Origin of the sequence: Arthrobacter sp. YAF17, from assembly GCF_052113365.1 — a bacterium.
Lineage (GTDB): Bacteria > Actinomycetota > Actinomycetes > Actinomycetales > Micrococcaceae > Arthrobacter.
In genome coordinates, this window is the sequence record NZ_JBFRDB010000002.1 from 129,746 (window position 1) to 153,817 (window position 24,072).

24 protein-coding genes are annotated in these 24,072 nt (G+C 68.3%); 16 read left to right on the forward strand and 8 right to left on the reverse strand.

Annotated elements, in window-relative coordinates:
* The first annotated feature begins 206 nt into the window (after positions 1-206).
* Together AB4Y67_RS03610 and AB4Y67_RS03615 are read left to right on the forward strand one after the other, a co-directional pair.
* Positions 207-1,310, forward strand: a complete 1,104-nt coding sequence (locus tag AB4Y67_RS03610; RefSeq protein ID WP_441404511.1) for a methyltransferase — start codon at positions 207-209, stop codon at positions 1,308-1,310.
* 58 nt (positions 1,311-1,368) lie between these two features.
* Positions 1,369-2,961 (forward strand): ABC-F family ATP-binding cassette domain-containing protein, encoded by a 1,593-nt coding sequence (locus AB4Y67_RS03615; protein ID WP_441404427.1) that lies wholly within the window; start codon positions 1,369-1,371, stop codon positions 2,959-2,961.
* A gap of 4 nt (positions 2,962-2,965) precedes the next feature.
* On the opposite strand, the gene AB4Y67_RS03620 is transcribed toward AB4Y67_RS03615, so the two are convergent.
* A complete protein-coding gene (locus AB4Y67_RS03620; protein ID WP_441404428.1) occupies positions 2,966-3,358 on the reverse strand; it encodes a VOC family protein in 393 nt (130 codons plus the stop codon).
* A gap of 151 nt (positions 3,359-3,509) precedes the next feature.
* Here AB4Y67_RS03620 and AB4Y67_RS03625 point away from each other — a divergent pair, with 151 nt between their 5' ends.
* Positions 3,510-3,824 (forward strand): hypothetical protein, encoded by a 315-nt coding sequence (locus AB4Y67_RS03625; protein ID WP_441404429.1) that lies wholly within the window; start codon positions 3,510-3,512, stop codon positions 3,822-3,824.
* Positions 3,825-3,860: 36 nt separating this feature from the next.
* Here the strand turns inward: AB4Y67_RS03625 and corA are convergent, their stop codons facing one another.
* Both corA and AB4Y67_RS03635 read right to left on the reverse strand, forming a co-directional pair.
* Complete coding sequence (gene corA, locus AB4Y67_RS03630) at positions 3,861-4,856, reverse strand: magnesium/cobalt transporter CorA (protein WP_441404430.1); 996 nt, start codon at positions 4,854-4,856, stop codon at positions 3,861-3,863.
* A 75-nt stretch (positions 4,857-4,931) separates the two neighbouring features.
* Positions 4,932-5,429 (reverse strand): Lrp/AsnC family transcriptional regulator, encoded by a 498-nt coding sequence (locus AB4Y67_RS03635; RefSeq protein WP_441404431.1) that lies wholly within the window; start codon positions 5,427-5,429, stop codon positions 4,932-4,934.
* 174 nt (positions 5,430-5,603) lie between these two features.
* Here AB4Y67_RS03635 and AB4Y67_RS03640 point away from each other — a divergent pair, with 174 nt between their 5' ends.
* On the forward strand, positions 5,604-6,854 hold the full coding sequence (locus AB4Y67_RS03640; protein WP_441404432.1) for an MFS transporter: 1,251 nt from the start codon (positions 5,604-5,606) through the stop codon (positions 6,852-6,854).
* Here the strand turns inward: AB4Y67_RS03640 and AB4Y67_RS03645 are convergent.
* Positions 6,851-7,357 carry an Lrp/AsnC family transcriptional regulator gene (locus tag AB4Y67_RS03645; protein WP_056425512.1) on the reverse strand — a complete coding sequence of 169 codons (507 nt, stop codon included), beginning with the start codon at positions 7,355-7,357 and terminating at the stop codon, positions 6,851-6,853. The genes AB4Y67_RS03640 and AB4Y67_RS03645 overlap by 4 nt on opposite strands.
* A 132-nt stretch (positions 7,358-7,489) precedes the next feature.
* Between AB4Y67_RS03645 and AB4Y67_RS03650 the strand changes: the two genes are divergently transcribed.
* A complete protein-coding gene (locus AB4Y67_RS03650; RefSeq protein ID WP_441404433.1) occupies positions 7,490-8,653 on the forward strand; it encodes a trans-sulfuration enzyme family protein in 1,164 nt (387 codons plus the stop codon).
* Here the strand turns inward: AB4Y67_RS03650 and AB4Y67_RS03655 are convergent.
* Complete coding sequence (locus AB4Y67_RS03655; RefSeq protein ID WP_441404434.1) at positions 8,643-9,995, reverse strand: MFS transporter; 1,353 nt, start codon at positions 9,993-9,995, stop codon at positions 8,643-8,645. The genes AB4Y67_RS03650 and AB4Y67_RS03655 overlap by 11 nt on opposite strands.
* 90 nt (positions 9,996-10,085) lie before the next feature.
* Here AB4Y67_RS03655 and AB4Y67_RS03660 point away from each other — a divergent pair, with 90 nt between their 5' ends.
* On the forward strand, positions 10,086-11,069 hold the full coding sequence (locus tag AB4Y67_RS03660) for a LysR family transcriptional regulator (protein WP_441404435.1): 984 nt from the start codon (positions 10,086-10,088) through the stop codon (positions 11,067-11,069).
* 197 nt (positions 11,070-11,266) lie between these two features.
* Here AB4Y67_RS03660 and AB4Y67_RS03665 read toward each other — a convergent pair whose 3' ends face one another.
* Positions 11,267-12,301, reverse strand: a complete 1,035-nt coding sequence (locus AB4Y67_RS03665; RefSeq protein WP_441404436.1) for a nitronate monooxygenase — start codon at positions 12,299-12,301, stop codon at positions 11,267-11,269.
* 35 nt (positions 12,302-12,336) lie between these two features.
* Between AB4Y67_RS03665 and AB4Y67_RS03670 the strand changes: the two genes are divergently transcribed.
* The 9 genes from AB4Y67_RS03670 to AB4Y67_RS03710 all read left to right on the forward strand — a co-directional run bounded on the left by AB4Y67_RS03670 (position 12,337) and on the right by AB4Y67_RS03710 (position 21,349).
* Positions 12,337-13,275: an N-acetylglucosamine kinase gene (locus AB4Y67_RS03670; protein WP_441404437.1), complete on the forward strand. Its 939-nt coding sequence runs from the start codon at positions 12,337-12,339 to the stop codon at positions 13,273-13,275.
* A 45-nt stretch (positions 13,276-13,320) separates the two neighbouring features.
* Positions 13,321-13,773 (forward strand): NUDIX hydrolase, encoded by a 453-nt coding sequence (locus AB4Y67_RS03675; RefSeq protein WP_441404438.1) that lies wholly within the window; start codon positions 13,321-13,323, stop codon positions 13,771-13,773.
* 252 nt (positions 13,774-14,025) lie between these two features.
* Positions 14,026-15,219: a ribosome small subunit-dependent GTPase A gene (gene rsgA / locus AB4Y67_RS03680; RefSeq protein ID WP_441404439.1), complete on the forward strand. Its 1,194-nt coding sequence runs from the start codon at positions 14,026-14,028 to the stop codon at positions 15,217-15,219.
* Positions 15,220-15,505: 286 nt separating this feature from the next.
* On the forward strand, positions 15,506-16,600 hold the full coding sequence (locus tag AB4Y67_RS03685) for an ABC transporter ATP-binding protein (protein ID WP_441404440.1): 1,095 nt from the start codon (positions 15,506-15,508) through the stop codon (positions 16,598-16,600).
* Positions 16,600-17,340, forward strand: coding sequence for an ABC transporter permease (locus AB4Y67_RS03690; RefSeq protein ID WP_441404441.1), 741 nt, complete (start codon positions 16,600-16,602; stop codon positions 17,338-17,340). Before AB4Y67_RS03685 ends, AB4Y67_RS03690 begins: the two co-directional genes overlap by 1 nt.
* Positions 17,337-18,083, forward strand: coding sequence for an ABC transporter permease (locus tag AB4Y67_RS03695; protein ID WP_441404442.1), 747 nt, complete (start codon positions 17,337-17,339; stop codon positions 18,081-18,083). Before AB4Y67_RS03690 ends, AB4Y67_RS03695 begins: the two co-directional genes overlap by 4 nt.
* Positions 18,080-19,042, forward strand: coding sequence for a glycine betaine ABC transporter substrate-binding protein (locus AB4Y67_RS03700; protein ID WP_441404443.1), 963 nt, complete (start codon positions 18,080-18,082; stop codon positions 19,040-19,042). The genes AB4Y67_RS03695 and AB4Y67_RS03700 overlap by 4 nt, the downstream gene beginning before the upstream one ends.
* Positions 19,043-19,204: 162 nt before the next feature.
* Positions 19,205-20,425 carry a pyridoxal phosphate-dependent aminotransferase gene (locus AB4Y67_RS03705; RefSeq protein ID WP_441404444.1) on the forward strand — a complete coding sequence of 407 codons (1,221 nt, stop codon included), beginning with the start codon at positions 19,205-19,207 and terminating at the stop codon, positions 20,423-20,425.
* Between the two features lie 69 nt (positions 20,426-20,494).
* Complete coding sequence (locus AB4Y67_RS03710; RefSeq protein ID WP_441404445.1) at positions 20,495-21,349, forward strand: polyphosphate kinase 2 family protein; 855 nt, start codon at positions 20,495-20,497, stop codon at positions 21,347-21,349.
* A 28-nt stretch (positions 21,350-21,377) separates the two neighbouring features.
* Here the strand turns inward: AB4Y67_RS03710 and AB4Y67_RS03715 are convergent, their stop codons facing one another.
* Together AB4Y67_RS03715 and xseA are read right to left on the reverse strand one after the other, a co-directional pair.
* A complete protein-coding gene (locus AB4Y67_RS03715; RefSeq protein ID WP_441404446.1) occupies positions 21,378-21,608 on the reverse strand; it encodes an exodeoxyribonuclease VII small subunit in 231 nt (76 codons plus the stop codon).
* Positions 21,609-21,694: 86 nt separating this feature from the next.
* Positions 21,695-22,981 carry an exodeoxyribonuclease VII large subunit gene (xseA, locus tag AB4Y67_RS03720; RefSeq protein WP_441404447.1) on the reverse strand — a complete coding sequence of 429 codons (1,287 nt, stop codon included), beginning with the start codon at positions 22,979-22,981 and terminating at the stop codon, positions 21,695-21,697.
* 232 nt (positions 22,982-23,213) lie between these two features.
* Between xseA and AB4Y67_RS03725 the strand changes: the two genes are divergently transcribed.
* The gene (locus AB4Y67_RS03725; protein ID WP_441404448.1) at positions 23,214-24,056 is read left to right on the forward strand and encodes a hypothetical protein; all 843 of its coding nucleotides are present in this window, start codon (positions 23,214-23,216) and stop codon (positions 24,054-24,056) included.
* Positions 24,057-24,072: the final 16 nt, after the last annotated feature.

Here is a 24,072-nt window from a genome sequence, read left to right on the forward strand (position 1 = left end):
GCGCGCTTCGGGGCCGGATGATTGTCCGCGAAACTCTCGACCCGATCACCAGTGCATCGCCGAATCCCCCCCGCAACCTTCAGCTTCCGCCCCCGGATTCTGGGATTGGACCTCTTATCGTCACCGCCGTGCCGGGCAGCCCCCGTCAAACCCCGACGCCGACCGGCAAGCCACCGCAGGCACCCGCCGTCGACGGGCCCGTCGTCGTGACGTGGACCGAGGCTGGCGACAGCAGGACGGCCCGCTGGCGGTCGGCGAACGGACGGCCCGCGCCCTCGCGCATCGAAGTGGTCACCGACTCCCTGACAGCCGATGATGCGAACCGGATGGCGTCCCAAGGCATCGCGATGCTCTGGCAGGGTGACTTCCACAACGCCCGGCAGATTCTCAACGCCCTCGACCGGCGTCTGGGTGCCGGGAAGAAAAAGGTGGCGGACTCCCCGGCCGATGAGTTCTACCGGCACCGCCAGTCCCGCTCGCACCGCGCACGCGTCCTCGGCCTGCTGCTGATTCCGCTGGACCCGGGCCCGGTGGTGCCCCTGCGGCGCGCTCCGGACATCCGGGCGGCCGCCGCGGAGGCGTACGGGGACATCGCCGAACCCTCCGTGGTGTCGCTCCATGAGCTTGTCGGGGCAATCGGTGCCCACGAGTGGCGCAGGAACGGCGTCTGGGTCGAAGCCCTGCAGGGCCGCATCCATCCGCACTACGGCACGTTCTTCCCGACCCGCAGCGAATATGTGGACCTGGTGGCCGCAGCTCCGCTGCCGTCTGAAGAGCTGGCGTTCGACGTAGGGACCGGCACCGGGGTGCTGGCCGCCGTTCTCGCCCGCCGCGGCGTCCAACGCGTGGTGGCGACGGACAACGAGCCCCGCGCGATTGCCTGCGCCAGCGAGAACTTCCAGAACCTGGGGGTCCAGGACCGTGCGGAGGCCGTCCTGACCGACATGTTCCCGCCCGGCCGTGCGCCGCTCATCGTGTGCAACCCGCCCTGGATTCCTGCCACGCCGCATTCCTCCCTGGACAATGCCGTCTATGACCCCGGCAGCAGGATGCTTTTCCGGTTCCTGAACGAGCTCTCCGACCACCTCGAACCCGGCGGCGAGGGCTGGCTCGTCCTGTCGGACCTGGCCGAGCACCTGGGCCTGCGGTCCCGGACCGATCTGCTGGGCGCCATTGAGGCGGCCGGACTGAAAGTGGTGGAACGGTTCGACACCAAGCCAACCCACCCCAAAGCCTCCGATCGCAACGATCCGCTGTACGCCGCCCGGGCGGCCGAAGTCACGTCCCTGTGGCGGCTCGTATCCCGTTAGTGCCGGCCTCCGCCGCGCGCCACTGCCTTCCCGACCCTAAATCGAGAGAGAAATACCCATGAGCCTGATCCGGCTGCAAGACGTCAGCGTGCGCTTCGATAACACCCAGATTCTCCGGGAGGCCTTCTTCCGGCTGGAGCCCGGTGACCGGGTGGGCCTGATCGGCAAGAACGGCTCCGGCAAGACCACCATCCTCAAGCTGGTCCTGGACCAGGTCACACCGGACACCGGCACCGTCACGCTGGAACCGGGCACCAAGGTGGGGTACTTCTCCCAGTTCTCCGAACTCGACGGCGAAGCCACGATTCTGGAGGTGCTCGACGCCCTGTTTTCGGACATCAAGGCAGTCGAAACCGAGTTGGCCGCCATCGACGCTGCCATCGCGGCCGGTCCCTCGGACGCGGAACTCGACCGGCACATCAGCCGTCAGGCAGAACTGTTCGAGGACATGGAACGACTCGACGGCTGGGACTACCCGCGGCGCATCGACACCGTCCTGACGACCCTGGGCTTCGATGAGGCGCACCGCACCTGTGCGATCGACGAGCTGTCCGGCGGCTGGCGCAACCGGGCAGCCCTGGCCAAGATCCTCCTCGAAGGCCCCGACGTGCTCCTGCTGGACGAGCCCACCAACTTCCTGGACGTTGCCGGCGTCGAATGGCTCGAAAGCTGGTTCCGGGACTTCAAGGGCGCCGCGATTATCGTCTCCCACGACCGGAAGTTCCTCGACGCCGTCGTCACCCGGATCATCGAGGTGGAGAACTTCCACCTGCACGAATACCCGGGCAACTTCGGTGAATACGTCGTGCAGAAACAGTTCCGGCTCAAGACCCTGGAGCAGCAGTTTGTGCACGAATCCGAGCTGCTGGCCTTTGAAGCCGAAGGGATCGCCGACCGCCGCGAGGCAGCCAAAGCGGCCAGCCGCGGGCTGGGGAACCAGCTGGCCAAGATCAAGAAGTCCCGCACGCCCCGCCCCGTGGACCAGATCGTCACGGAGATCTACGGCGGCCTGCACGTCAAGGACGTCCTCTGCCGCGTGGAGGGACTCGGCAAGTCCTACGGCGAAAAGCTGCTGTTCGAGGATCTGAGCTTCGAGATCCGCCGCGGCAACCGGATCGTGGTCCTCGGTTCCAACGGCAGCGGCAAATCCACGCTCCTGAAGGTGCTGACCGGCGAAGAGCAGGCAGACTCCGGCGAGGTGGCCTGGGCCAAGGGGCCAGGGTTCGTCTCCTACAACCAGATGCTCGAGGACCTCGACGACGCCGACACCGTGTCCCACGCGGTCAACGCGCTGCCGGACAGCCTGGCGTTCAGCGCCACGAAGAAGTCAGTCAACCGGTTCCTCGCGATGTTCCAGTTCTCCGAGGCGGACCTCAAGCAGAAGATCGGGAACCTCTCCGGCGGGCAAAAGGCGCGCGTCGCCATGGCGCAGTGCCTGCTGTCCGGCGCCTCGGTGCTGCTGCTCGACGAGCCGACCAACCACCTGGACATGTCCAGCACCCAGGTCATGGAGCGCGCCCTGGTGCATTTCCCCGGGGCCGTCGTGGTGGTCAGCCACGACCGGTTCTTCAGCGAAAAAATCGCCAACCGCCACCTCGTGTTCGGAGCCGACGGCGCGGCCGCCGGCGAAATCGACGTCCGCGCCGCGTAGGGGTTCAGCCCCAGGCTGGCGGTGAACTTAAGTCGATGACGGTCCCGTCGGGGGTGCGCAGGTAGGACACCGTCTGGCCCCAGGGCTGCGCCGCCGGCTGCTGAAGCGGCGTGGCGCCGGCGTCGACGGCCCGGGCAAAGTCGTCGTCGACCGCGTCGCTGACCAGGGCGATCTCCACACTGACGTCCGACGGCGGCGGCGGGGTGCAGCGGTATCCCTCGGGTAAGTGCCCCTGGCCGGCGCTGAAGGACGCCACCGAGATGGTGGTGTCGCCGGCGTGGACTTCGCCGTAGCCGGCCTCCGGGATGAAGCGGGTCTTGAGGCCAAAGGCCTGCTGGTAGAAGGCCAGGGACGCTTCGACGTCGGCGACGTACAGAATGACTTTTCCGAATTTCATCGGGATCTCCTCCTTGTTGGGCGGTGCGGGGCGGTAGCGGCGGCGCCCGGATGTGCCGGGCCGCTACTTACCTGACGCGCCGGGTGCGGAGAATGTGACGGCGCTCTTGCCGGAACATCTCACACCGGCGTCCCCGCGGGATAATAGGAGCATGACCGAACAGGACCAGGACCGCGACCCGTGGGATGAGTTCGACAGGCTCACGCCCGGGGCACCGGACCGCGTGGAGGGCTACCCCGGGGGCGAACCCCTGGGCTTCGGCTTCCGCACGGGAGTGCGCAGCGCGAAGGTGGCCATCGGCTTCGCCGTCTACGCCCTGACCCTGGGGACGGTCCTGGTGGTGATCGGGGCAGCCGTCTTCATCGGCCAAAGCCAGTGGCCGCTGCTGGGGCTCATGGTGCTGATCGAGGCGGCCTTTGTCCTGGCCTTCAAGCGGCTGGTCGAGCAGGCACGGCGGCGCCGCTGACAGTCCCCGGCGCCGGAACGTCCGTTGGTAATGCAGCTAGAGCCAGCCCTTCCTCTTGAAAATGCCGTACATCAGGGCGGCTGTGCCGGCCATCAGCCCGATCGCCATCGGGTAGCCGAAGCTCCACTGCAGTTCGGGCATCCGCTCAAAGTTCATGCCATAGACGCCCGCGACGAAGGAGGGTGCGAAGAAGATCGCAGCCCAGGACGAGATTTTCTTCACCTGCTCGTTCTGCTCCGCGCTGGCCTCGTTCTGGCGGTTGGCTGTCAGCGTGCCGTCGAGTGTGAGGGCGTTCTGCAGGAGGTCCCGGAAAGAATCGGCGCGGGAGACCAGCCGCTCCACATGGTCCTCGACGTCGCGGAGGTTGTGCTGGAGCTCGGAATTGACCTGGTACTTTTCGAAGCCGCGCCGCAGGGCCTCCATCATGGCCGGGAGCGGGTGGATGGCGCGCTGGAACTGGATGACTTCGCGGGCCAGTTCGTAGATCCGCCGGGAGACGGTGGAGTCGCCGCTGAACAGCTGGTCCTCGATCTCGTCGATGTCGTTCTCCAGCCCCGCCACGACGGGCACGTAGTCATCCACCACCTGGTCCATCAGTGCGTAGAGGACAGCTTCCGGGCCGTGGCACAGGAGGTCGGGGCGCCGCTCCAGCTTCCGCCGCACCTGAGCCACCCCGCCGGTCTCGGCGTGCCGGACGGTGACCACGAAGTTCTTGCCGGTGAACACGTGGAGTTCGCCGAATTCCACGGTTTCGGTCTCGTCCAGGTACCGCGCGGGCCGCAGCACGGTAAAGAGGTTGTCGTCATAGCGCTCGAGTTTGGGGCGCTGGTGGGCCGAGATCGCATCCTCCACGGCGAGCCTGTGCAGCCCKAACTCCGCCGCGACGGCCGCCATTTCGACTTCCGTTGGCCGGTAGAGGCCGATCCACGCCATCCCGCCGTGCTCGTTCAGGGTCTCAAAGGTCTGCTCGAGGCTCTGGGGCTCGGCGCTGCGGACGCCGTCAACGTAGACGGCGTTATCGATGATAGTCACCGGGCCATTATCCCGGCTTCTGCGCACGTGGCCGCGCGGGCACGGCGGGCCACGGCGTAGGGTGTGCCCGGCACGTCACTTCGACCGGGCGGGTGCCGGGGAGCTGCCTTGGGCGAGCCGGCTGATCAGCGGTTCGGTGCGGTACTGGATGTGCGTGTGCAGGGCAAGGACTGTTTCGGTCCTGATGACCCCCTTGATCCGGAGGATGGAGCGCAGGGCGGCCTGCAGGTTGTGCGTGTCGGTGGCCACCACGCGGCACCAAACGTCGCCGCGCCCGGAGATCTCGTGGACTTCCAGGACCTGCGCGATCAGGCGCAGGGCGCCCACCACGCCGTCGAGTTCCCGGTGGTTGACCTCGATCGTGACGAAGGCGACGACGTCGTAGCCCACCGCCTCAAGATCGATTTCGCGGCCGCCGTCGTGCAGCAAACCGGAGCGCTGCATGCGCCGCACGCGGGACTGCGCCGTGTTGCGGGCGATGCCCAGGGTGTCGCTGAGTTCCCCGATCTGGATCCGCGGATCACGGATCAATTCCAGCAGAATCTTCAGGTCGGTGGGGTCCAGGCTGTTCAAATCATCACTCCGGTTCATTCTGGCGGGGCTGGATTGACTGTTTTGATCAATCTTGGCACGTAAATTAGCCCGAAGGGTCAGCAATGTTGCATTCTTTAGGTATCAAAATCTTCACGGGCTGGCGGTTCCCCATCACAGGGAACACGCGGCCCGCTTTCACGCAAGGGCACGGACATGACGGTCTTCAGCGAACTTCGCATGCGCCCGGCCACGGCAGACCGCTGGGCCTGGGACGCTTCCACGACGGCGCGGCTGGTGATGGCCGGCGTCGTGATCTTCACGCTGCTGGTCGGGGCGAATCTCGCCACCCCGCTGTACCCGCTGCTGCAGGCCAAGCTCGGGATCACCGCACTCGATGTCACCGTGGCCTTCTCCGCCTACGTCCTGGCACTCGTGGCCACCCTGATCCTGGCCGGCCACTGGTCCGACCACATCGGCCGCCGTGCCGCCCTGGTGCTCGCGGTGCTCGTCGGCCTCGCCGGCGGCTCCGTCTTCGCCACGGCCGACAACCTGCTCGCGCTGTGCGCCGGCCGGGCCCTTCAGGGTATTGCGGTGGCGCTCGCAACCGGTGCCAGTTCGGCGGCCCTGCGGGAGCTGCTGCCCAGCCGCCCCGAATGGGCCTCGAGATTCACCCTGCTGGCGTCCGCCGGCGGCGTGGCGGCCGGGCCCGCCATCGGGGGAGTGCTCTCGCTGCTGCCCGGTCCCACCTCCACACCGTATTTCGTGCATTCCATGGTCCTCGCTGCGCTGCTGGTTCCGCTGTCCCTGCTCAAGGCCCGGCCGGCCATCACCTCGCATACGGGTCCGCAGCCGCTGCGGGTGCTGGCGCCCCGCCGGCCGTCGGTGTCCAGTGAGGCGCGCGGCGCCTTCTGGCTGGCGTCCTCCGTGGGGTTCCTCAGCTTCACCGTGTTCGGCTTCTGCCTCTCCCTGGCACCGGGCTATTTCGCCCAGATCGTCCACGCCGATTCGCGGCCGCTGATCGGCCTGCTGGCGGGACTGACCCTCGGGTCCTCCGCGCTCAGCCAGCTGCTCGCCGTGCGGGGGCGGTTTGTGGTGCCGACCGGACTCGGCATGCTGGCCGGGTCGGTGCTGCTGATCGCGGCGGCTGCCGCCTGGAGCAGCCCCTGGCTGCTGATCCTCGCGAGCATCACCGCCGGCTTCGGGCAGGGAGTGGCATTCCGGACGGTCTTCAACGATGTGGCCGGGAAAGTGGAGGCCGCGCGTCACGCCCAGATCATCAGCACCGTCTACGTCATCACGTACCTCGGCAGCGCTCTCCCCGTCATCGGGCTGGGCCTCGCCGCCGGCGTTGTCGGCCTGCAGGCAGCGGTAGCCGGCTTCGTTGTTGTCTGTGCGATCGCGGCCGTGATCCTCGCGGTCATCACGCTGCGGGCGGCGCTGCGCCCGGCCGCCCGAACGTCCTAGTCGGGCAGCGGGCCCTGGTTGCCCTGGATGTGGTCGAACACGAGCGTGGTTTCCGTGTGGCCCACCACGGGATCGGTGGCCAGATTATCCAGCACCCAGTCGCGGAGGTCCTCGGTGGTGGCGACCGCGATGTGCAGCAGGTAGTCCACCGAACCGGACGTGTGGAAGGTGGAGAGCACGGCCGGAAGTTTGGGCACCCGGGACGTGAAGCGGTCGATCTGCTCGCGGTCGTGGGCGCGGAGCCTGACGGCAATGAGGGCCTGCACGGAGCGGCCGATCGCGGACAGGCTCAGCTTCGCCTCGAAGCCCTGGATAATCCCGCGGTCTGAGAGGGCGCGGGTGCGCATTAGGGCGGTGGACGGCGCGATGCCGACCAGCTCGGCCAGTTGCTTGTTGGAGATGCGGGCGTCGGCGACGAGTGCCGCGAGCAGGCGCTCGTCGATAGCGTCCAGCGGCTCGCCGGCACCCGCTCCCGGCCGAAGATTCTTCGCACTGCTACTCACGGATCCTCCTTGAAGTGTTGTCCGTTCATCATAAAGGGCACATTCCAACACTTCCATTCACGGCCTCTACAAAACTCCGAATTATTGCCAGATACTTGCGGAATTCAATGGCGAATATTCATAAGGAGCAACGTGCTTTCTCAAGACTCGCTGGCGGTCCACGCCGGCCGGAACGGCCTCACTGAACTGGGCGTGCACGCGGTGCCGATCGATCTTTCCACCACCGCGCCGCTTCCCTCGGTGCACGACGGCGGACTCGCCTATGAGCACATGGCCACGGGCGGCACGCACCAGGATGGCCAGAGCACCGTCTACCAGCGGCTCTGGAATCCCACCGTGGCACGGTTCGAGGAAGGCGTCGCCGTCCTCGAAGACGCGCCGGAGGCCGTCGCGTTCGCCACGGGGATGGCGGCACTCACCGCGGTGCTGCTCGCCGTCGTCGCCACCGGGAAGAAGCATGTGGTGGCGGTGCGGCCGCTGTACGGCGGAAGCGACTACCTCCTTGCCTCCGGCGTGCTCGGCAACGCTGTCACCTTCACCACCCCGGAGGGCGTCCACGCCGCGCTCCGGCCCGACACCGGCCTGGTGATCCTCGAAACGCCGGCCAACCCGAGCCTGGAGCTCGTCGATATCGCCCGCGTGGCCGCCGCCGCGGACGGAGTCCCGCTGCTGGTCGACAATACCTTCGCGAGCCCGGTCCTCCAGCAGCCGTTCCGGCACGGTGCCGCCATGGTGCTGCACAGCGCCACCAAGTTCCTCGGCGGACACGGTGACGCCATGGGCGGCGTAGTGGCCGCGGCGCCCGAGTGGACCACGAGGCTGCGCCAGATCCGCGCCGTCACCGGCGGCATCCTTACCCCGTGGCCCGCCTACCTGCTCCACCGCGGCCTGGCCACGCTGCCGGTCCGCGTGCGCGCCCAGCAGGCCAGCGCCCAGAAGGTCGCCGTCGCCCTGGCCGGACACGGTCTGGTCCGGCGCGTCTTCTATCCGGGGCTGCCCGAGTGCGATCCGCAGGGCCTGATCGGGACGCAAATGGCCGGTCCGGGCTCGCTGATGGCCTTCGAGGTGGACAGCGCCGAGCACGCCGAACGGATTCCGGGTGCGGTCGGAATGATCACCCATGCGGTTTCGCTCGGCGGCATCGACACGCTGATCCAGCATCCGGCCGGGCTGACCCACCGGCCGGTTGCCGCCGATGCCAAGCCGCACGCCAGCCTGCTGCGCGTGTCGGTGGGCCTGGAGGACCCCGCCGACGTCGTGGCCGACCTCGTGCGGGCCATCGAAGCTACGCGCTGACGCCCTCCGCCGGTGCCGCTGGCGACACGGCCGCCGGCGCCGGCCGGGCGGGATGCACGACGGCGGTGATCACCGCCGTCGTGCAAGCCAGCCCGATGACGGTCAGGGCCAGGGCCGTCCAGCCGAGCGACTGGAACACCAGCCCGCCGGCCCAGCCGATGACGCTGGATCCGAGGTAGTAGGCGAGGTTGTAGAGCGACGCCGCCTGGGCACGGCCGGTCGAGGCGATCACGCCGGTCCAGCCTGCGCCGATGCTGTGCGCCGCGAAGAAGCCGCCCGTAAACAGGAGCAGGCCCGCCATGATGAGCGCCAGAGCCTGGGTGAGCGTCAGGGCCAGGCCCGCCACCATCAGCACCGTGCCCGCGATCAGCACCGTGCGCCGGCCGAACCGCGCCGCCAGCCCGCCGGCCCAGCGGGAGGAGACCGTTCCGGAGAGGTAGGCCAGGAAGATGAGGCTGATGATGGTGGCCGGCAGGCTGAAGGGTTCCCCGGAGAGCCGGAAACCAAGATAGTTGTAGACGGCCACGAAGCCGCCCATCAACAGGAATGCCTGGACGTAGAGGGCCAGCAGCCGCGGATTTCTGCCGTGGCCCCCCAGTGTCCGGAGGGCTCCGCGGAAGCCGCTGGCTGCCGCTGCCGTGAAGCCGCGCGCCTGTGGCACCAGGACCAGGAACAGGGCCGCCGCGGCGGCGGCGAGGACCGAGACGGCCAGGGCGGCGGCCCGCCATCCCCACAGTTCCCCGGCCACGCCGGCCAGCAGCCGCCCGGCGAGTCCGCCCAGGGTGGTGCCGGCGACGTAGGTCCCGGCGGCCAGTGCGGCGTGGGCCCTGTTGACCTCCTCGTTGAGGTAGGCGATGGCGATCGCGGGTATGCCGCCCAGCGCCATGCCTTCGAGCATCCGGAGGCCCAGCAGCATCGGGAAACTGGTGGCCAGCGGAACCAGCAGGCCCAACACCGTGGCGGCCGAGATGCCCCACATCATGGCCCGGACCCGGCCGATCCGGTCGGCCAGGAAGGACCAGGGCAGCACCGTCACGGCCAGGCCCACGGTGGCCAGCGAGATGGTCAGTGCGGCCTCGGCGGCCGTGACCTGCAAGTCCGCCGCCATCATGGGCAGGACGGCCTGGGTGGAATAGAGCTGGGCGAACGTGGCGACGCCGGCGAACGCCAGTCCCGCGAGGATCTTCCGGTAGGCCGCGGACCCCTTGGCGTGCCCAGGCCAGTCGGGAACCCCGGCGGCGGTTTCTGCGACGCCGGCCGCTGCCGGTTCGCCCCCTGCTGCGGTGCCCTCCCGGACGGGGCCGGTGGAAGCCGTGCGGGGGAACGGCAGGAGTCGTGGCATGTCCTCAGACTAGGCCTCCGGAGAACATGCTTCCAATGCATGATTCACATAGAATTCATAGCAAATACGGAACTGATTGGAGAGCAGAACATGGATGTGGAACACAAACACCTGGTCCAGCTGCTGCCGCTGCTGCCCCTGCTGGCTGAGCTCGGGCGCACCCAGCACGTCACCGCGACCGCCGACGTGCTGGGGCTGCCCCAGTCGACGGTCAGCCGGAGCATCGCCCGGGCCAGCAGCATCATCGGGACCGAACTGCTGATCCGCGACGGCCGCGGTGTGCGGCTGACACCCGCCGCCAAAGCGCTCCTGCCGCACATTGAGGCCGCGCTGGGCGAGTTCCAGGCCGGGCTGGACCTGGTCCGGCACGAATCGGAAGTGGTGCGGGGCCGGATCGCGGTGTCCTTCCAGCACACGTTTGGCGAGGCCATGCTGCCGCTGCTGATCAGTGCTTTCCGCAGCCGCCATCCCCAGCCGGCCTTCGAGCTCAGCCAGGGCCCGCGGGATGGCTGCCTGGCCGAACTCGCAGCCGGGGATGCGGACCTGGCCCTGACGGCACCGATCGCCGCGCCGAGCCGGCTGATTTCCTCGGCAGCCTTGTACCGGGAACCGCTGCGGCTGGTGGTCCACCACCGGCATCCCCTCGCCAGACRCCGCCGCGCCCGCCTCGAGGAGATCCGGCAGGACCCGTTCGTGGCGATGGGCCCCGGCTACGGCATGCGCTCTCTGACCGACGCCCTGTTCCGGGAGGCAGGCTTCCGGCCACGCATCGCCTTCGAGAGCCAGGACTCCCACACGGCCCGGGGACTCGTCTCGGCAGGACTCGGCGTGAGCATCCTCCCGCCGGGAGAGCTGGCCCCCGGCCGCACCCCAGCGGCGCAGGCCGGCGACCTGGGCTGGGTGGAGCTCGCCCTGGATTCCGGACTGGCCTTCCGCGAGATCGGCCTGGCCTGGCGGGAACGGCGCGGGGGAGCGGACGCCGAGCCGGACCCGGTGAGGCTGTTCCGCGAGCTGGTGCTCAGCGAGGGCCCGGCACTGCTCACCGGCTTCGTCCGCGGACGCTCCGGCGACTGAACGAGCCCGTGGTGGGTGTGCCTGAGCCGGCCCATAGCGCGAACTTCGCCGAGTTCGCCGGATACGTGCGGGGTCGTCGGAAGCTTCCGGCGACCCCGCACGTGTCCAGCGATCTCGACGAACTCAAAGGCGCCCCGGCGACCCCTCCGACCCCGACGGGCGGCGTTGGGTGGGGCGGCGTTGGGTGCGGCGTGCCGTCAGCCCAGGAGACCCGCCATGACCTCCGCCACGGAACCGGCACGGGCCTGCTGCCAGCCCGTCCCGGCCCAGAGGTTCAGCCGTTCCGCGTCTCCGGCCGCGGCCGCCGCCGCGCGCAGGGGAGCGGTGAGGTGGTGCACGGCGGGGTAGGACTCCGGGGCGTCGGGGTGGTCCCGGACAAACTCGTTGGCCAGCGCACGGGCCCGCCGCCCGGTGAAAGCCCTTGTCAGCCGGGTCTCAGTGAAACGCGGGCTGGCGAGGGCATCCTTGTGCAACTGCCGGGCGCCGCTCTCGTCCGTTCGGAGGAACGCGGTGCCCAGCTGGGCCGCCTGTGCCCCGGCGGCCAGCACTGCCTCCAGTCCTGCCCGGTCCATCACGCCGCCGGCGGCCACCAGCGGGAGTCCGACGGCGGACCGCACCAAGGTGACCAGCTCCGCCGTCGTACCCGGCTGGCTGTCATTGCGCCCGCTGGCGCCCGGCTGGAAGGCCGCGCTGTGGCCGCCGGCGCCGGAGTGCTGCACCGCCAGCGCGTCAACGCCCTGTCCGGCCGCCTCAAGCGCCTCGGCAACAGTGGTCACAGTGGCGAGCACCAGGGAGCCGGCCCGCTGCAGCGCCCTGACAACGTCGGTCCCGGGCAGCCCGAAGGCAAAACTGACCAGTTCCACCGGATCAGCCAGCAGGGCGTCCATCTTGCCGTGCCAGTGGTCGTCGTCGTCAAGCCGCAAGGGCGGGACGTCCACGCCGTACCGCAGCGCATCGGGCCGCAGCCTGGCGCGGTATTCCTCCAGCTGCGCCCGCACGGCCGCTGACGGGGGCAGCTGCGCGGGATCGGGAACGAAGACGTTCATGCCGAACCGTGCCCCCGCGGCACGGGCACTGCGGATCTCCGCCTCCATGGCTGCCACGCTCTTGTAGCCCGCGGCCAGGAACCCCAGCCCGCCGGCGTCATGCACGGCCTTCACGAACGCGGGGGTGGAGGTCCCGCCGGCCATTGGGGCGGCAATGATGCGGGTGCCGAAGATGTCGTGCGACATGCTCACTCCTGTGCGTGATTCAGTAGGCTGTTCCGGTGACCCATTCTGACATCCCGCCGGCGGCGGACACCGTTCCCTCCACTGCTCCCGCGGCCGGCGCCGTGATCGGCCTCGATATCGGCGGGACCAAGACCCGGGGCGTCCGCTTCGAGGACGGCGCCGTGGTGGCCGATGAATCGGTAGGCAGCTCCAACGTCCAAAACGTCACCCGCGCGGAGGCGGCACTCCACCTCGCGGAGCTCTTCGCCAGGATCGGCGGCGGAACCGTCGCCCAGGTCTATGCAGGAGCCGGCGGCATCGATACCGACGCCGACGCCGAGGCGCTCGCCGCGCTGATCGCGCCGCACGTGCCGGGCGCCCGGATCACCGTGGTCCACGATTCGCGGCTCCTGCTGGCTGCAGGAGGCGCCAGCACCGGCGTCGCCGTCATCGGCGGCACCGGATCGGCTGCGTGGGGCCGGAACGGACTCGGCGAGGAAGCCCGCGCCGGCGGCTGGGGCTATCTCCTGGGAGACGAGGGCAGCGGGTACTGGCTGGGCCGGGAAGCCGTCCGGCACAGCCTGCGACGGATGAACCAGGGGCAGGAACCGGACGAACTGACCACGGCGCTGCTGGCCTCCTGCGGAGTTGACGACCCCAACAAGCTGATCGCGCTCTTCCATTCACCGGACACCGGACGCCGTTACTGGGCCGACAAGGCCCGGCTCGTGGTCGACGCTGCGGCCGCCGGCCACACCGCGAGCCAGGAACTCGTCGACCAGGCCGGCCGCGACCTGGCCGGGCTCGCGGAGCAGACGGTCCGGCAACTCAGGATCGAAGGCCCGGTGATCCTGGGCAGCGGACTGGGCATGAACGTCCCGCGGCTGCAGGAATCGTTCCGCTCCGCCCTGGCCGCCGCGGGGATCACCGACGTTCGGATCCTTGAGCAGGATCCCGTCTTTGGTGTGCTCCAGCTCGTGGCCGAACAGAGCTGACCCGGCCTCAGGGCTACGCCAACGGCGGGCCACTACCCTTGAGGGATGAGTCTGAACTTTGACACCCGCCCCGCTGCCTACGCGGTCATCATCCGCGACGGCGCGATCCTGCTGGCGTACTGGAAGCAGGGCGGCAAGGAAGGCTGGACCCTGCCGGGCGGCGGTCTGGATCTGGGCGAGCACCCGGTCGACGGGTGCCGCCGGGAAATCTATGAGGAAACCGGGTACCACGCCGTGGTCGGCACCATGGTGGGGATCGACGTCGGGCATTGGCCGGCGGAAATCCGGATCGACGGCGGCGAACGGGATTTCCAGTCCCTCCGGCTCATCTACGAGGCCACCATCACCGGCGGGGAACTGCGGCACGAGGTCGATGGCAGCACCACGCACGCGGCCTGGATCCCGCTGGAGGACGTCGACGGGCTGAACAAGGTCTCGCTCGTCGACCTCGCGCTCCGGCTCTACCGGGAGCGGCCGCTGGACGGCAAACTTTCCTGACGGATTCCCTAGCCAGGCCGGCCGCGCCCGGTTACTCTGAAGAAGCCGCAGGGAGGACCCCGGCGGGATCAACCACAGGAAACGGATAGCGGGGAGGTGGAGACGATGACTGCAACAGTCAGGTGCGCTGTGCGCGCCCACATCAGCCACGTCATTATTCCTGCCCCGGCCATCAGCACCCACTAGCCGCAGCAGCTGCCAGGTTCCACCCGCAGCGCGGCACGTGCACCGGGGCCCATCAAAGGGTTTTCGTTGACAACTTTTCTTGCACGTCCCGGCGCCACCCACACCGGCACCAACAACCTTCCCGAAGGACCCGCAGGCTACGGCTTCACCGCGGCCGTCGCCGAACGCTTCGCTGACCACCCTCTGCCGGGCGGCACCGGCGCGGGCCGGGTCATCCGCGTGGACCGCAACCTTGTACTGGTTGCCGCGCACCATACGATCCTCCACCTGCCCTATCCCAGCACCGGGGAACTGCCCGCCACCGGGGACTGGGTCTGGCTGGGAACCAATACCGCGGGGGAGCCCGCCATCACGGGGATTCTGCCGCGCCACTCCGAGCTGAGCCGCAAACGCGCCTTCGAATCCTCGTCGGAGTCGCAGGTGCTCGGCGCCAACATGGACATCGTGGGCGTGGTGGTGCCCGTGGACCGGCCCCTCACCCACAACCGGCTCGAACGCACCCTCGTCGCGGCCTGGGACTCGGGTGCCACGCCGCTCGTCATCATCACCAAAGCGGACCTCGCGGACCTTGCGGACGACGTCGTCGGAAAGGTGATTCTCCAGGCCGCCGGCGTCGCGGTGGTCACCACGTCCGCGGAACAGGGAGACGGCCTCGACGAACTGCTGGGCCATCTCCCGCCCGGCGGCACCCTCGTGCTGCTGGGCCCCTCGGGGGCCGGCAAATCCACGCTCATCAACGCGCTCGTCGGCGTCGATGTTCAGGAAACCGGGGCGGTGCGGGCCGGCGACGGAAAGGGCAAACACACCACCACCTCCCGCGAGCTGGTGCCCCTGCCGGGCGGCGCCGTGCTGATGGACACCCCGGGGGTGCGCGGCTTCGGGCTGTTCGACGCCGACGGCGGTATGGCCGACATGTTCGGGGACGTAGAGGAACTCTTCGGGCAGTGCCGGTTCTCCGACTGCGCGCACGGCCGCGAACCAGGCTGCGCCGTGCAGGCCGCGATCGCGGACGGAACCCTGGAGGACCGCCGCTGGGCGAGCTACCTGAAACTCCAGCGCGAAATCGCGGCCCTGGCCCGGCGGCACGATTCGGCCGCCCGCCGCGCCTACGCACGGGAGTGGCACCAGAAAATATCCGCCGGAGGCAAGAGCCAGCGCGCCGCGGAAAGGGACAACCACGAGGCGGCGGAACAGCAGCGGACAAGGCGTGGCGGCAAGGGCCGGGGCGGGGCTTCCGGGGGCGGCCGGCCGGCGCGCTGACCGGGCAGGGCGCCAAGAAGCAACGCGGGGTCACTTGCGGCCCATTCCGGCCGCTGGAATGGGCTCAATGTGACCCCGCGTTGCTTTGTTTCGGCGCGGCACCCATCCGATTTCGGCGGTGCACCGAATTGCTACGTCGGCCCCAGCGCCCTTGACGATGTCCCTGACTTTGTCCGCCTCGCTGGTTAGGCTGGGTTCTACGTGCTTTACAGCCAAAATTCGGCGTGTCTATGATCAGTTTGCTGGACTGTCCGATGTTGCCTCCAACAGTTAGGTATGCCCGGAAATGGCTGAAGCCATGATCGAGTTCCAGAGCGTCACCAAGCAGTACCAGAGCGGGCAGGCTGCGGTGGATGGGCTGACCATGTCCATCGACAAGGGTGCCATCACGGTCTTCGTCGGGCCCTCGGGCTGCGGCAAGACCACGTCCTTGCGGATGATCAACCGCATGGTCGAGCCGACGTCGGGGACCATCACCGTCGGAGGGGAGGACGTCACCTCGGTGCCGGCGGCGAAACTGCGCCGCTCCATGGGCTACGTCATGCAGTCGTCCGGGCTGATGCCGCACCGTTCCGTGCTGGACAACATCGCCACCGTGCCCCGGCTCAACGGCGTCTCCAAGACCGAGGCGCGCAAGCGCGCGCAGGAGCTGCTCGACGTCGTCGGGCTGGCGTCCGGGCTGGGCAAGCGGTACCCATCACAGCTTTCCGGCGGCCAGCAGCAGCGTGTCGGAGTGGCGCGCGCGCTCGCCGCTGACCCTCCCGTGCTGCTCATGGATGAGCCCTTCAGCGCCGTGGACCCCGTGGTCCGCGACGAACTCCAGCAGGAACTCCTCCGGCTCCAGCGGGACCTGGCCAAGACGATCGTCTTCGTCACCCACGACATTGACGAGGCCACCATCCTGGGGGACAAGGTGGCGGTCTTCGGACTCGGCGGCAAACTCGCCCAGTACTCCACACCGGAGGAAATCCTCCGCGCCCCCGCCAACGACTTCGTGGCGTCCTTCGTGGGCCGGGACCGCGGCTTCCGGCACCTGGCCTTCAGCCCGTCCGACGGCGTTACCGTGCACCCGGCGCGGACCATCACCCCGGAAGAACTTGGGCATGACGGCAACGCCTCCGGCGAATGGCAGCTGGTGGTCGACGAGGCGCTGCGTCCCCTCGGCTGGTCCGGTCCGGGCAAGGGTGCCGCGACGGTTCCCGGCGGTTCCCTCTTCCGGAAGGGCGACACCCTCCGCCGGGCCCTCGACGCGGCACTGTCTTCGCCCTCCGGCCTCGGCGTCGCAGTGGACGCGGACGGCCGGGTGGCAGGGGTCATCACCGCCGAGGAAGTCCTCACCGTGATCGGGTCGGACCGCGATTTCCGCCAGGGCGCGCTCTGATGGAATGGTTCCTGGCCAACAGCGCGCAGGTCTACAGCCTCGCGGGACAGCACCTGGTCCTGGCCATCCTGCCGATGATCTTCGGGGTGCTCATCGCCGTCCCGCTGGCCCAGCTCGCCCGGCAGAACCGGGGGCTGCGGTCCGTGGTCCTGACAGGGTCATCGCTGCTCTACACCATCCCGTCCCTGGCACTTTTCATCATCCTGCCGACCGTCCTCGGAACCCGGATCCTGGACCCGGCCAACGTCGTGGTGGCACTGACTATCTACGCCGTCGCCCTGCTGGTGCGCGCCACCCTGGACGCTTTTGACTCGGTGGACGAGGATCTCCGGCAGGCCGCCGTGGCCATGGGGTTCAAGCCCTTCGCCCGCTTCCTGCAGATCGACCTGCCGTTGTCCCTGCCGGTGCTTTTCGCCGGGCTGCGGGTGGTCTCTGTCAGCAACATCTCGCTGGTCAGCGTCGCGGCCCTGCTCGGCATCGGCAACCTCGGCATGCTCTTCACCTCGGGCCTGCAACGTGACTTCGTCACCGAGGTCGTGGTGGGCATCATCGCCATCCTCATCCTCGCGCTGCTGATGGACGCAGTCCTGGTCCTGCTCGAACGGCTGCTGACCCCGTGGACCCGCGCCGCGGCCGCCACCGGCGCCGCCACCGATTCAGCTGCCGGCCAGGACACGGCAGAAACAGCTGCCGGTGCGTTGCGGTTCGCGCGGCCCAAGACCGGAGGGGGAAACGCATGAGCAACGTCGTCACTGAGACTTTCGCGTGGCTCGCCGATCCCGTGAACTGGTCCGGCAGCGCCGGAATCCCGGCACGCCTCGCCGAGCACCTGTTTTACACCAGTCTGGTGATGGTGATCGCCACGGCCATCGCCGTCCCCATCGGGCTCTACGTCGGGCATACCGGCCGCGGGCGGGTCGGCGCAGTGGCCGTCGCCGGCGCCCTCCGCGCCCTACCGACCCTCGGCCTGCTCACGCTGTTCGTCCTGCTGGCCGGCATCGGGCTCATGCCGCCGATCTGGGCCCTCGTGATCCTGACAGTTCCGCCGCTGCTGGCCGGCACGTACGCCGGCATCGCCAGCGTGGACCGAAACGTCGTCGACGCCGCGCGTGCCATGGGCATGACCGAACTCCAGGTGCTCTTCCGCGCCGAGTTCCCCAACGCGCTGCCAGTCATGTACGGCGGCTTCCGCACCGGCGTGCTCCAGGCCATCGCCACTGTCTCGGTGGTGGCGTACATCAACCTCGGCGGCCTGGGCCGGTACCTCTTCGACGGGCTGGTGCTCTCCGATTTCCCCCAGATGCTGGGCGGGTCCCTGCTCATCGCCGGCCTGGCCATCGCCGTCGACCTTGTCCTTGCCCTCATCCAGAGGCTGTTCCTGTCCCAGGGGGCCTCTTCCCAGCCAAACCGGAGCCAGCAGGCTGCGGTTGATCTCACAGACCCCGTACCTGCGGGGACTGTTGTTCAAGGAGGTACGTCATGAAGGAAACCCGCCAACGAGCACTCGGCAGGCGCGCATTCGGAGGCCTGGCCGCCGGCGTCGGCCTGGCCATGGCACTGTCAGCCTGTGCAGGCTCATCCAACCCGCTCTCCACGGCGCCCGCAACGGGCGGAGCCACGTCCGGTTCCGGTGCGGCGCTGGTGATCGGTTCCGCCGATTTCCCGGAGAGCCAGATCATCGCCGAGGTCTACGCTGGGGCGCTCAACGGAGCCGGCGTCACCGCGAGCACCAAGCCGAACATCGGTTCCCGCGAGGTCTACTTCAAGGCCGTCCAGGACGGATCGGTGGACATCATCCCCGACTACAGCGGAAACCTGCTGCTGCACGTCAGCAAGGACGCCACGGAGGTGTCGGCCGAGGACATCTACAAAGCACTGCCGGGCAAGCTGCCCCAGGGGCTGGCCGTGCTGGAGGCCGCCAAGGCCGAGGACAAGGACGCGATGGTCGTCACGAAGGCCACCGCGGAGAAGTATCAGCTGAAGTCGATCGAGGACCTCGCCAAGGTCTGCAGCGAAATCGTGATCGGCGCACCGGCGACCTTCGCCGAGCGCGCCTACGGCCTTCCCGGCCTCGAGAAAAACTACAACTGCGTGCCCAAGAAGCTGGAACCGTTCAGCGACGGCGGCGGCGCCGTGACGCTGAAGGCCCTCCTCTCCGACCAGGTCCAGGTGGCCGACATCTACACCACCACCCCGTCCATCGCGGACAACGACCTGGTGGTCCTGGAGGACCCGAAGAACAACTTCATCGCCCAGCAGGTCCTGCCGCTGTACAACACGGCCAAGATGACGGACAAGGCGAAGGAAACCCTCAACGCCGTGTCCAAGGTCCTGACCACTGAGGACCTCATCAACCTCAACCGCGCCGTCAGCGGCAGCCAGAAGCAGAACCCCAAGGACGCCGCGGCGGCCTGGCTCAAGGACAAGGGCCTGGTCAAGTAGGGCACTTCCAGGCTTTCTGACGCACGACGGCGGCCGCCACGCTTCCCCAGTTCCGGGGGAACGCGGCGGCCGCCGTCGCACGTTCTGCCGCCTGTGACGGCGGCACGGCCCTGTGAGTCAGATCTCGGCGGAAGTACATCCTCCATATGGCATATTTGATGAATGGCAGATTTCAAGCAGTCCACCAAGCTTCATAATGTCCTTTACGACATCCGTGGACCGATCCTTCAGGCCGCCCAGCAGATGGAGGCAGAGGGTCACCGCATCCTCAAACTGAACATCGGAAACCCCGCCCCGTTCGGGTTTGAAGCGCCGGACGCGATCCTGGTGGATATGATCCGCCACCTGCCGCATGCCCAGGGCTACAGCGATTCCCGCGGAATTTTCTCCGCCCGCACCGCCGTCTCGCAGTACTACCAGACCCGCGGCATCCAGAACATCCACGTCGACGACATCTACCTCGGGAACGGCGTCAGCGAACTCATCACGATGTCGCTGATGGCACTGCTCAACGACGGCGACGAGGTCCTGATCCCCACCCCCGACTATCCGCTGTGGACCGCCTCCGTGGCCCTCGCCGGCGGGAAGCCCGTGCATTACCTCTGCGATGAGGACTCGGGGTGGCAGCCGGACCTGGCGGACATGGAAGCGAAGATCACGCCCCGCACCAAAGGCATCGTAGTGATCAACCCGAACAACCCCACCGGCGCCGTCTATCCCGAGGACACCCTCAAGAAGATCGTCGCGCTGGCCGAAAAGCACGGGCTCGTCCTCTTCGCCGACGAGATCTACGAGAAGATCCTCTATGAGGACGCCGTCCACGTGAACATGGCCAGCCTGACCGGCGACCATGTCCTGTGCCTGACGTTCAGCGGCCTGTCCAAGGCCTACCGGGTGTGCGGCTACCGGGCCGGCTGGATGGCCATCTCCGGGCCGAAGAAGGACGCCGCAGACTACCTCGAGGGCATCAACCTGCTCGCGAACATGCGCCTGTGCGCCAACGTCCCTGCCCAGCACGCCATCCAGACGGCGCTCGGCGGGTACCAGAGCATCAACGACCTCATCCTGCCCGGCGGACGCCTGCTGGAGCAGCGCAACAAGGCCTATGACATGCTCAACGCCCTTCCCGGGGTCAGCACCCAGCAGGCACGGGGCGCCATGTACCTCTTCCCGAAGCTCGACCCCGAGGTCTATCACATCCGCGACGACGAGAAGTTCGTCCTGGACCTCCTGCGCGAGCAGAAGATCCTGGTCTCCCACGGCCGGGCCTTCAACTGGGTCCGTCCCGACCACTTCCGCATGGTCACCCTGCCGCTGGTGAAGGACCTTGAAGAGGCAATCAACCGCATGGGGGACTTCCTGAGCCGGTACAAGGGGAACTAGGATTCGGGACAGCAGCGCTGCTGGAGGAACATCCGGTCGACGGGCTGCCCGAACCGGAAAGAGGCTTTGATGGCAGATGTCGTGGATTTCGACGAACACCCCTCCGAGATCCTGAGGGCAGGCAAGAAGTTCAGCCTTCGCGACGTCGACCCGGACTCCACTCCGGGCTACACCGGTGACAAGGCTGCCGGAGAGAAGCTGCTCGCCGAGCTCGACGGCAAGCTCACGCAACTGCAGGAGCAACTCTTTGCGGAGTCCCGGACCGGTGGCAAGAAACGGGTGCTGCTGGTCCTGCAGGCCATGGACACCGCGGGCAAGGGCGGCATCGTCAATCACGTGATGGGCCAGATGAATCCGCAGGGCGTGCAGCTGAAGTCTTTCAAGGCGCCCACGCCCGAAGAGCAGTCTTACGATTTCCTCTGGCGGATCGAAAAAGAAGTGCCCGCGGCCGGAATGGTGGGGGTCTTCGACCGTTCCCACTATGAGGACGTCCTGATCCACCGCGTGCATCGTTGGGCCGACGCCGAGGAACTGGAGCGCCGGTACCGGGCCATCAACGAATTCGAGGCCCGGCAGGCGGCCGCCGGAACGAAAGTCGTCAAGGTCATGCTGCACATCAGCCGGGACGAGCAGCGGGAACGGCTGCTCGCGCGGCTGGAGGATCCCGCGAAAAGGTGGAAATACAGCGGCAACGACCTCAAGGAACGGGCCTTTTGGGAAGATTACATGGACGCGTACCAGGCCGCTTTTGAACAGACGAGCTCCGAGCTCGCCCCCTGGCACATAGTCCCCGCCGACAAGAAGTGGTACGCCCGGATTGCCGTCCAGCAATTGCTGCTGGACGCGCTGGAAGGACTGGCGCTTGAGTGGCCGGCCCCGGAGCTCGACGTCGACATGGAATCCGAGCTGGTGCGGCGCTCCTAGCTGTTCGGCCTTCGCTGAGACCCTATAACTAGCCGTCCTGTGCGGGCTTCTCGCGTGCCGCGGCGAGGCGCCTGCGGGCACCTTCGAGCCACTCTTCGCAGCGTTTGGCCAGTGCCTCGCCGCGTTCCCAGAGCGCCAGGGACTCCTCGAGGCTCGCCCCGCCGGCTTCCAGCCGGCTGACGACACCGACGAGCTGCTCACGGGCTTCCTCGTAGCTCAGACCCTCTATGTCGGTGTGCGGGGTTGTGTCTGCTGCCATGGCGTGTTGCTCCTTGCTGTGTCCCGCAGGACGGATTGTTCGGGTGTGGTGGCCGGCTGGCCCGTTGGGCCGGGCCGGCTGGGGAGTCACTCTTCGGCGGGTTCCTGGCCGCCGGTCGACTCCGCGGTGAACCGGCCCCCGGCCACGCGGACGGTCAACGGCATGCCCGACGGCGCCTGGTCGGGGTGCCGCACGACGTCCCGGCGGACCCCGGGATCCGACCCGGCGCCGGCGAGCTGCACCACGGCGTAGCCCCGGTCCAGGGTTTTCTGCGGCGAGAGGGCACGGACCTGGGCCTTGAGGTGGACCAGTTGGTCGGCGGCCCGGACGACGGCGGTGGTGACCGCCGCCTGGGAGCGGCCCTTGAGCCGTTCGACGTCGTCGTGCCGGATGCTGACCATAACCTCGGGGGACGCCAGTACGGGACGGGAGCGCAAGGAGGCCAGGCGGTCGGTTTCCCGGTCCACCAGCCGGACAGCGCCACGGCGCAGCTGGTCCCGGGCCTGGCGCACGCGCGCAAGCTCTTCCACGACGTCCGGGACGATCCGCTTGGCGGCGTCGGTCGGCGTGGAGGCGCGCAGGTCCGCGACATCGTCCAGGATCGGCCGGTCCGCCTCATGGCCGATTGCGCTCACCACCGGGGTGGCGGCCGCGGACACCGCCCGGATAAGTTCCTCATTGCTGAACGGCAGCAGATCTTCCAAGGCGCCGCCGCCACGGGCGATGACGATCACGTCCACATGGGGATCCGCATCCAGCTCGCGCAAGGCCGCGATCACCTGAGCGACCGCCGTATTGCCCTGCACGGCCACCTCGCGGATTTCGAATTCGACGGCGGGCCAGCGCAGGGCCGCGTTGCGGAGCACGTCCTTCTTGGCGTCCGAATCGCGGCCGGTGATCAGGCCGATCCGGTGGGGGAGCAAAGGCAGGCGCTTCTTGCGGGCATCGGAGAACAGCCCTTCCGCGGCCAGGGCATGGCGCAGCCGTTCGATCCTGGCGAGCAGGTCCCCGAGGCCCACGGGCCGGATGTCCTTCACGGACATGTTCAGCCTGCCGGTCTTAAGCCAGAATTCGGCCTTGATCAGAGCCACTACCCGGGACCCCCGTTCCAGCGGGATTTCCTGCCGATCCAGGACCTTGGTCCAGGCGGACGCCGGGAGGGAGATCTCGGCGTCAATGTCCCGCAGCGTCAGGTAGGCGTTGGTGCCGCGGCGGTTCATTTCGATGACCTGGCCTTCGACCCAGGCGGACGGGGCCCGGTCGATGTGCATCTTGAGTTTTTGGGACAGCAGCTGCAGCGGCCACGGGTTGTCCGGGCTGGTCTCGGCGGCAGTGGCCGGAACCGTAGTGGCAGCCGCGACGTCCTCAGACATGCCGGGACCCCGGGGCGGAGATGGCCTTGTGCATATGGTGGTTGTCCTTTGCCGGAGCGGGGCTGTCAGCAGGCACGCCCCTCAGCGACTGCGCGTCCGGAAGGGCACCGGCAGACAACTCGAACGTGTCTGTTTCAACTCTATCCATAGCTCTACCATCGGGGACCGACTTTATCCTTCCGCAGGCCGCCCCCGTAGGATGGCACTACCCATCAACCTCCTAGGATTCTTTGTGCGCACTTTTGTCTCGGCCGTAGCGGTCCTCATCGGCCTTGTCCTGGCGGCTGTCGCTGTTCCGGCCATGTGGGTGGACCGGAACATTGTCCAGGAGGACGGCTTTGTGGCGTTCACCGCACCGCTCGGCAAGGACCCGGCATTCCAGGAGCGGCTGGCTTCGGCCTCCGTCGGCAGCCTTGGCGCGGACCGGATCCCCGAAGCACTCACCGGACTGGTCACACCCATTCTGGAAAGCGCCGCGCGGTCCCTGACCAGCATGCCCGGCTACCCCGACGCCTGGACCGAAACACTCCGCAAAAGCCACCGGCTGAACTTCGCCGACCCAGCTGCCGGCCCTGCCGCGGCCGACGGCGTCACAGTGCTGACCCTGGACCTTGCGCCACTTGTGGGTCTGGTGGCGAAGCAGGTGGCGGATGCCACGACCCTCCCTCTGGAGGCCCCGGATCAGTTGCTGATCACCATCGGACAGCCCGAACACCGGCAGCTCCTCGACCGGGTGGCCGCCTTCGCGCCGATGGGCTACGCCTTGGCGGCCGGCGCGCTGATCGCCTTCGCCTTGGCTTTCGTGGCGGCCCGGCGGCGCTGGGCAGTCCTTGCCGGGATCGGGCTCGGGACCCTCGTGCTGGCCGGCGTCTGGACGCTGGCCGCCGACGCCGCCGGGCGCGCGGTGACGGCCACGAGGAGCGGCAACGAAGTCGCGGAGATCTTCAAGAGCGAGTTCGTCGTGGCCGCCAGCTCAAGTTTCGGGCAGTGGGTGCTGGCGGCCGCCATAGCGGGCGGTGTCCTGCTGGCGGCCGGACTCGTCCTGCGCGTCGTCGGCGGGCGCCGCCGCGCCTGAGTCCCGGCCACGACGG

Bases quoted from the DNA above. Each gene is read 5' to 3' on its own strand.
- AB4Y67_RS03615 (WP_441404427.1), top strand. From the start codon at position 1,369: ATGAGCCTGATCCGGCTGCAAGACGTCAGCGTGCGCTTCGATAACACC.
- AB4Y67_RS03620 (WP_441404428.1), bottom strand. From the start codon at position 3,358: ATGAAATTCGGAAAAGTCATTCTGTACGTCGCCGACGTCGAAGCGTCC.
- AB4Y67_RS03625 (WP_441404429.1), top strand. From the start codon at position 3,510: ATGACCGAACAGGACCAGGACCGCGACCCGTGGGATGAGTTCGACAGG.
- AB4Y67_RS03640 (WP_441404432.1), top strand. From the start codon at position 5,604: ATGACGGTCTTCAGCGAACTTCGCATGCGCCCGGCCACGGCAGACCGC.
- AB4Y67_RS03655 (WP_441404434.1), bottom strand. From the start codon at position 9,995: ATGCCACGACTCCTGCCGTTCCCCCGCACGGCTTCCACCGGCCCCGTC.
- AB4Y67_RS03665 (WP_441404436.1), bottom strand. From the start codon at position 12,301: ATGTCGCACGACATCTTCGGCACCCGCATCATTGCCGCCCCAATGGCC.
- AB4Y67_RS03675 (WP_441404438.1), top strand. From the start codon at position 13,321: ATGAGTCTGAACTTTGACACCCGCCCCGCTGCCTACGCGGTCATCATC.
- AB4Y67_RS03685 (WP_441404440.1), top strand. From the start codon at position 15,506: ATGGCTGAAGCCATGATCGAGTTCCAGAGCGTCACCAAGCAGTACCAG.
- AB4Y67_RS03690 (WP_441404441.1), top strand. From the start codon at position 16,600: ATGGAATGGTTCCTGGCCAACAGCGCGCAGGTCTACAGCCTCGCGGGA.
- AB4Y67_RS03695 (WP_441404442.1), top strand. From the start codon at position 17,337: ATGAGCAACGTCGTCACTGAGACTTTCGCGTGGCTCGCCGATCCCGTG.
- AB4Y67_RS03700 (WP_441404443.1), top strand. From the start codon at position 18,080: ATGAAGGAAACCCGCCAACGAGCACTCGGCAGGCGCGCATTCGGAGGC.
- AB4Y67_RS03705 (WP_441404444.1), top strand. From the start codon at position 19,205: ATGGCAGATTTCAAGCAGTCCACCAAGCTTCATAATGTCCTTTACGAC.
- AB4Y67_RS03710 (WP_441404445.1), top strand. From the start codon at position 20,495: ATGGCAGATGTCGTGGATTTCGACGAACACCCCTCCGAGATCCTGAGG.
- AB4Y67_RS03715 (WP_441404446.1), bottom strand. From the start codon at position 21,608: ATGGCAGCAGACACAACCCCGCACACCGACATAGAGGGTCTGAGCTAC.
- xseA (WP_441404447.1), bottom strand. From the start codon at position 22,981: ATGTCTGAGGACGTCGCGGCTGCCACTACGGTTCCGGCCACTGCCGCC.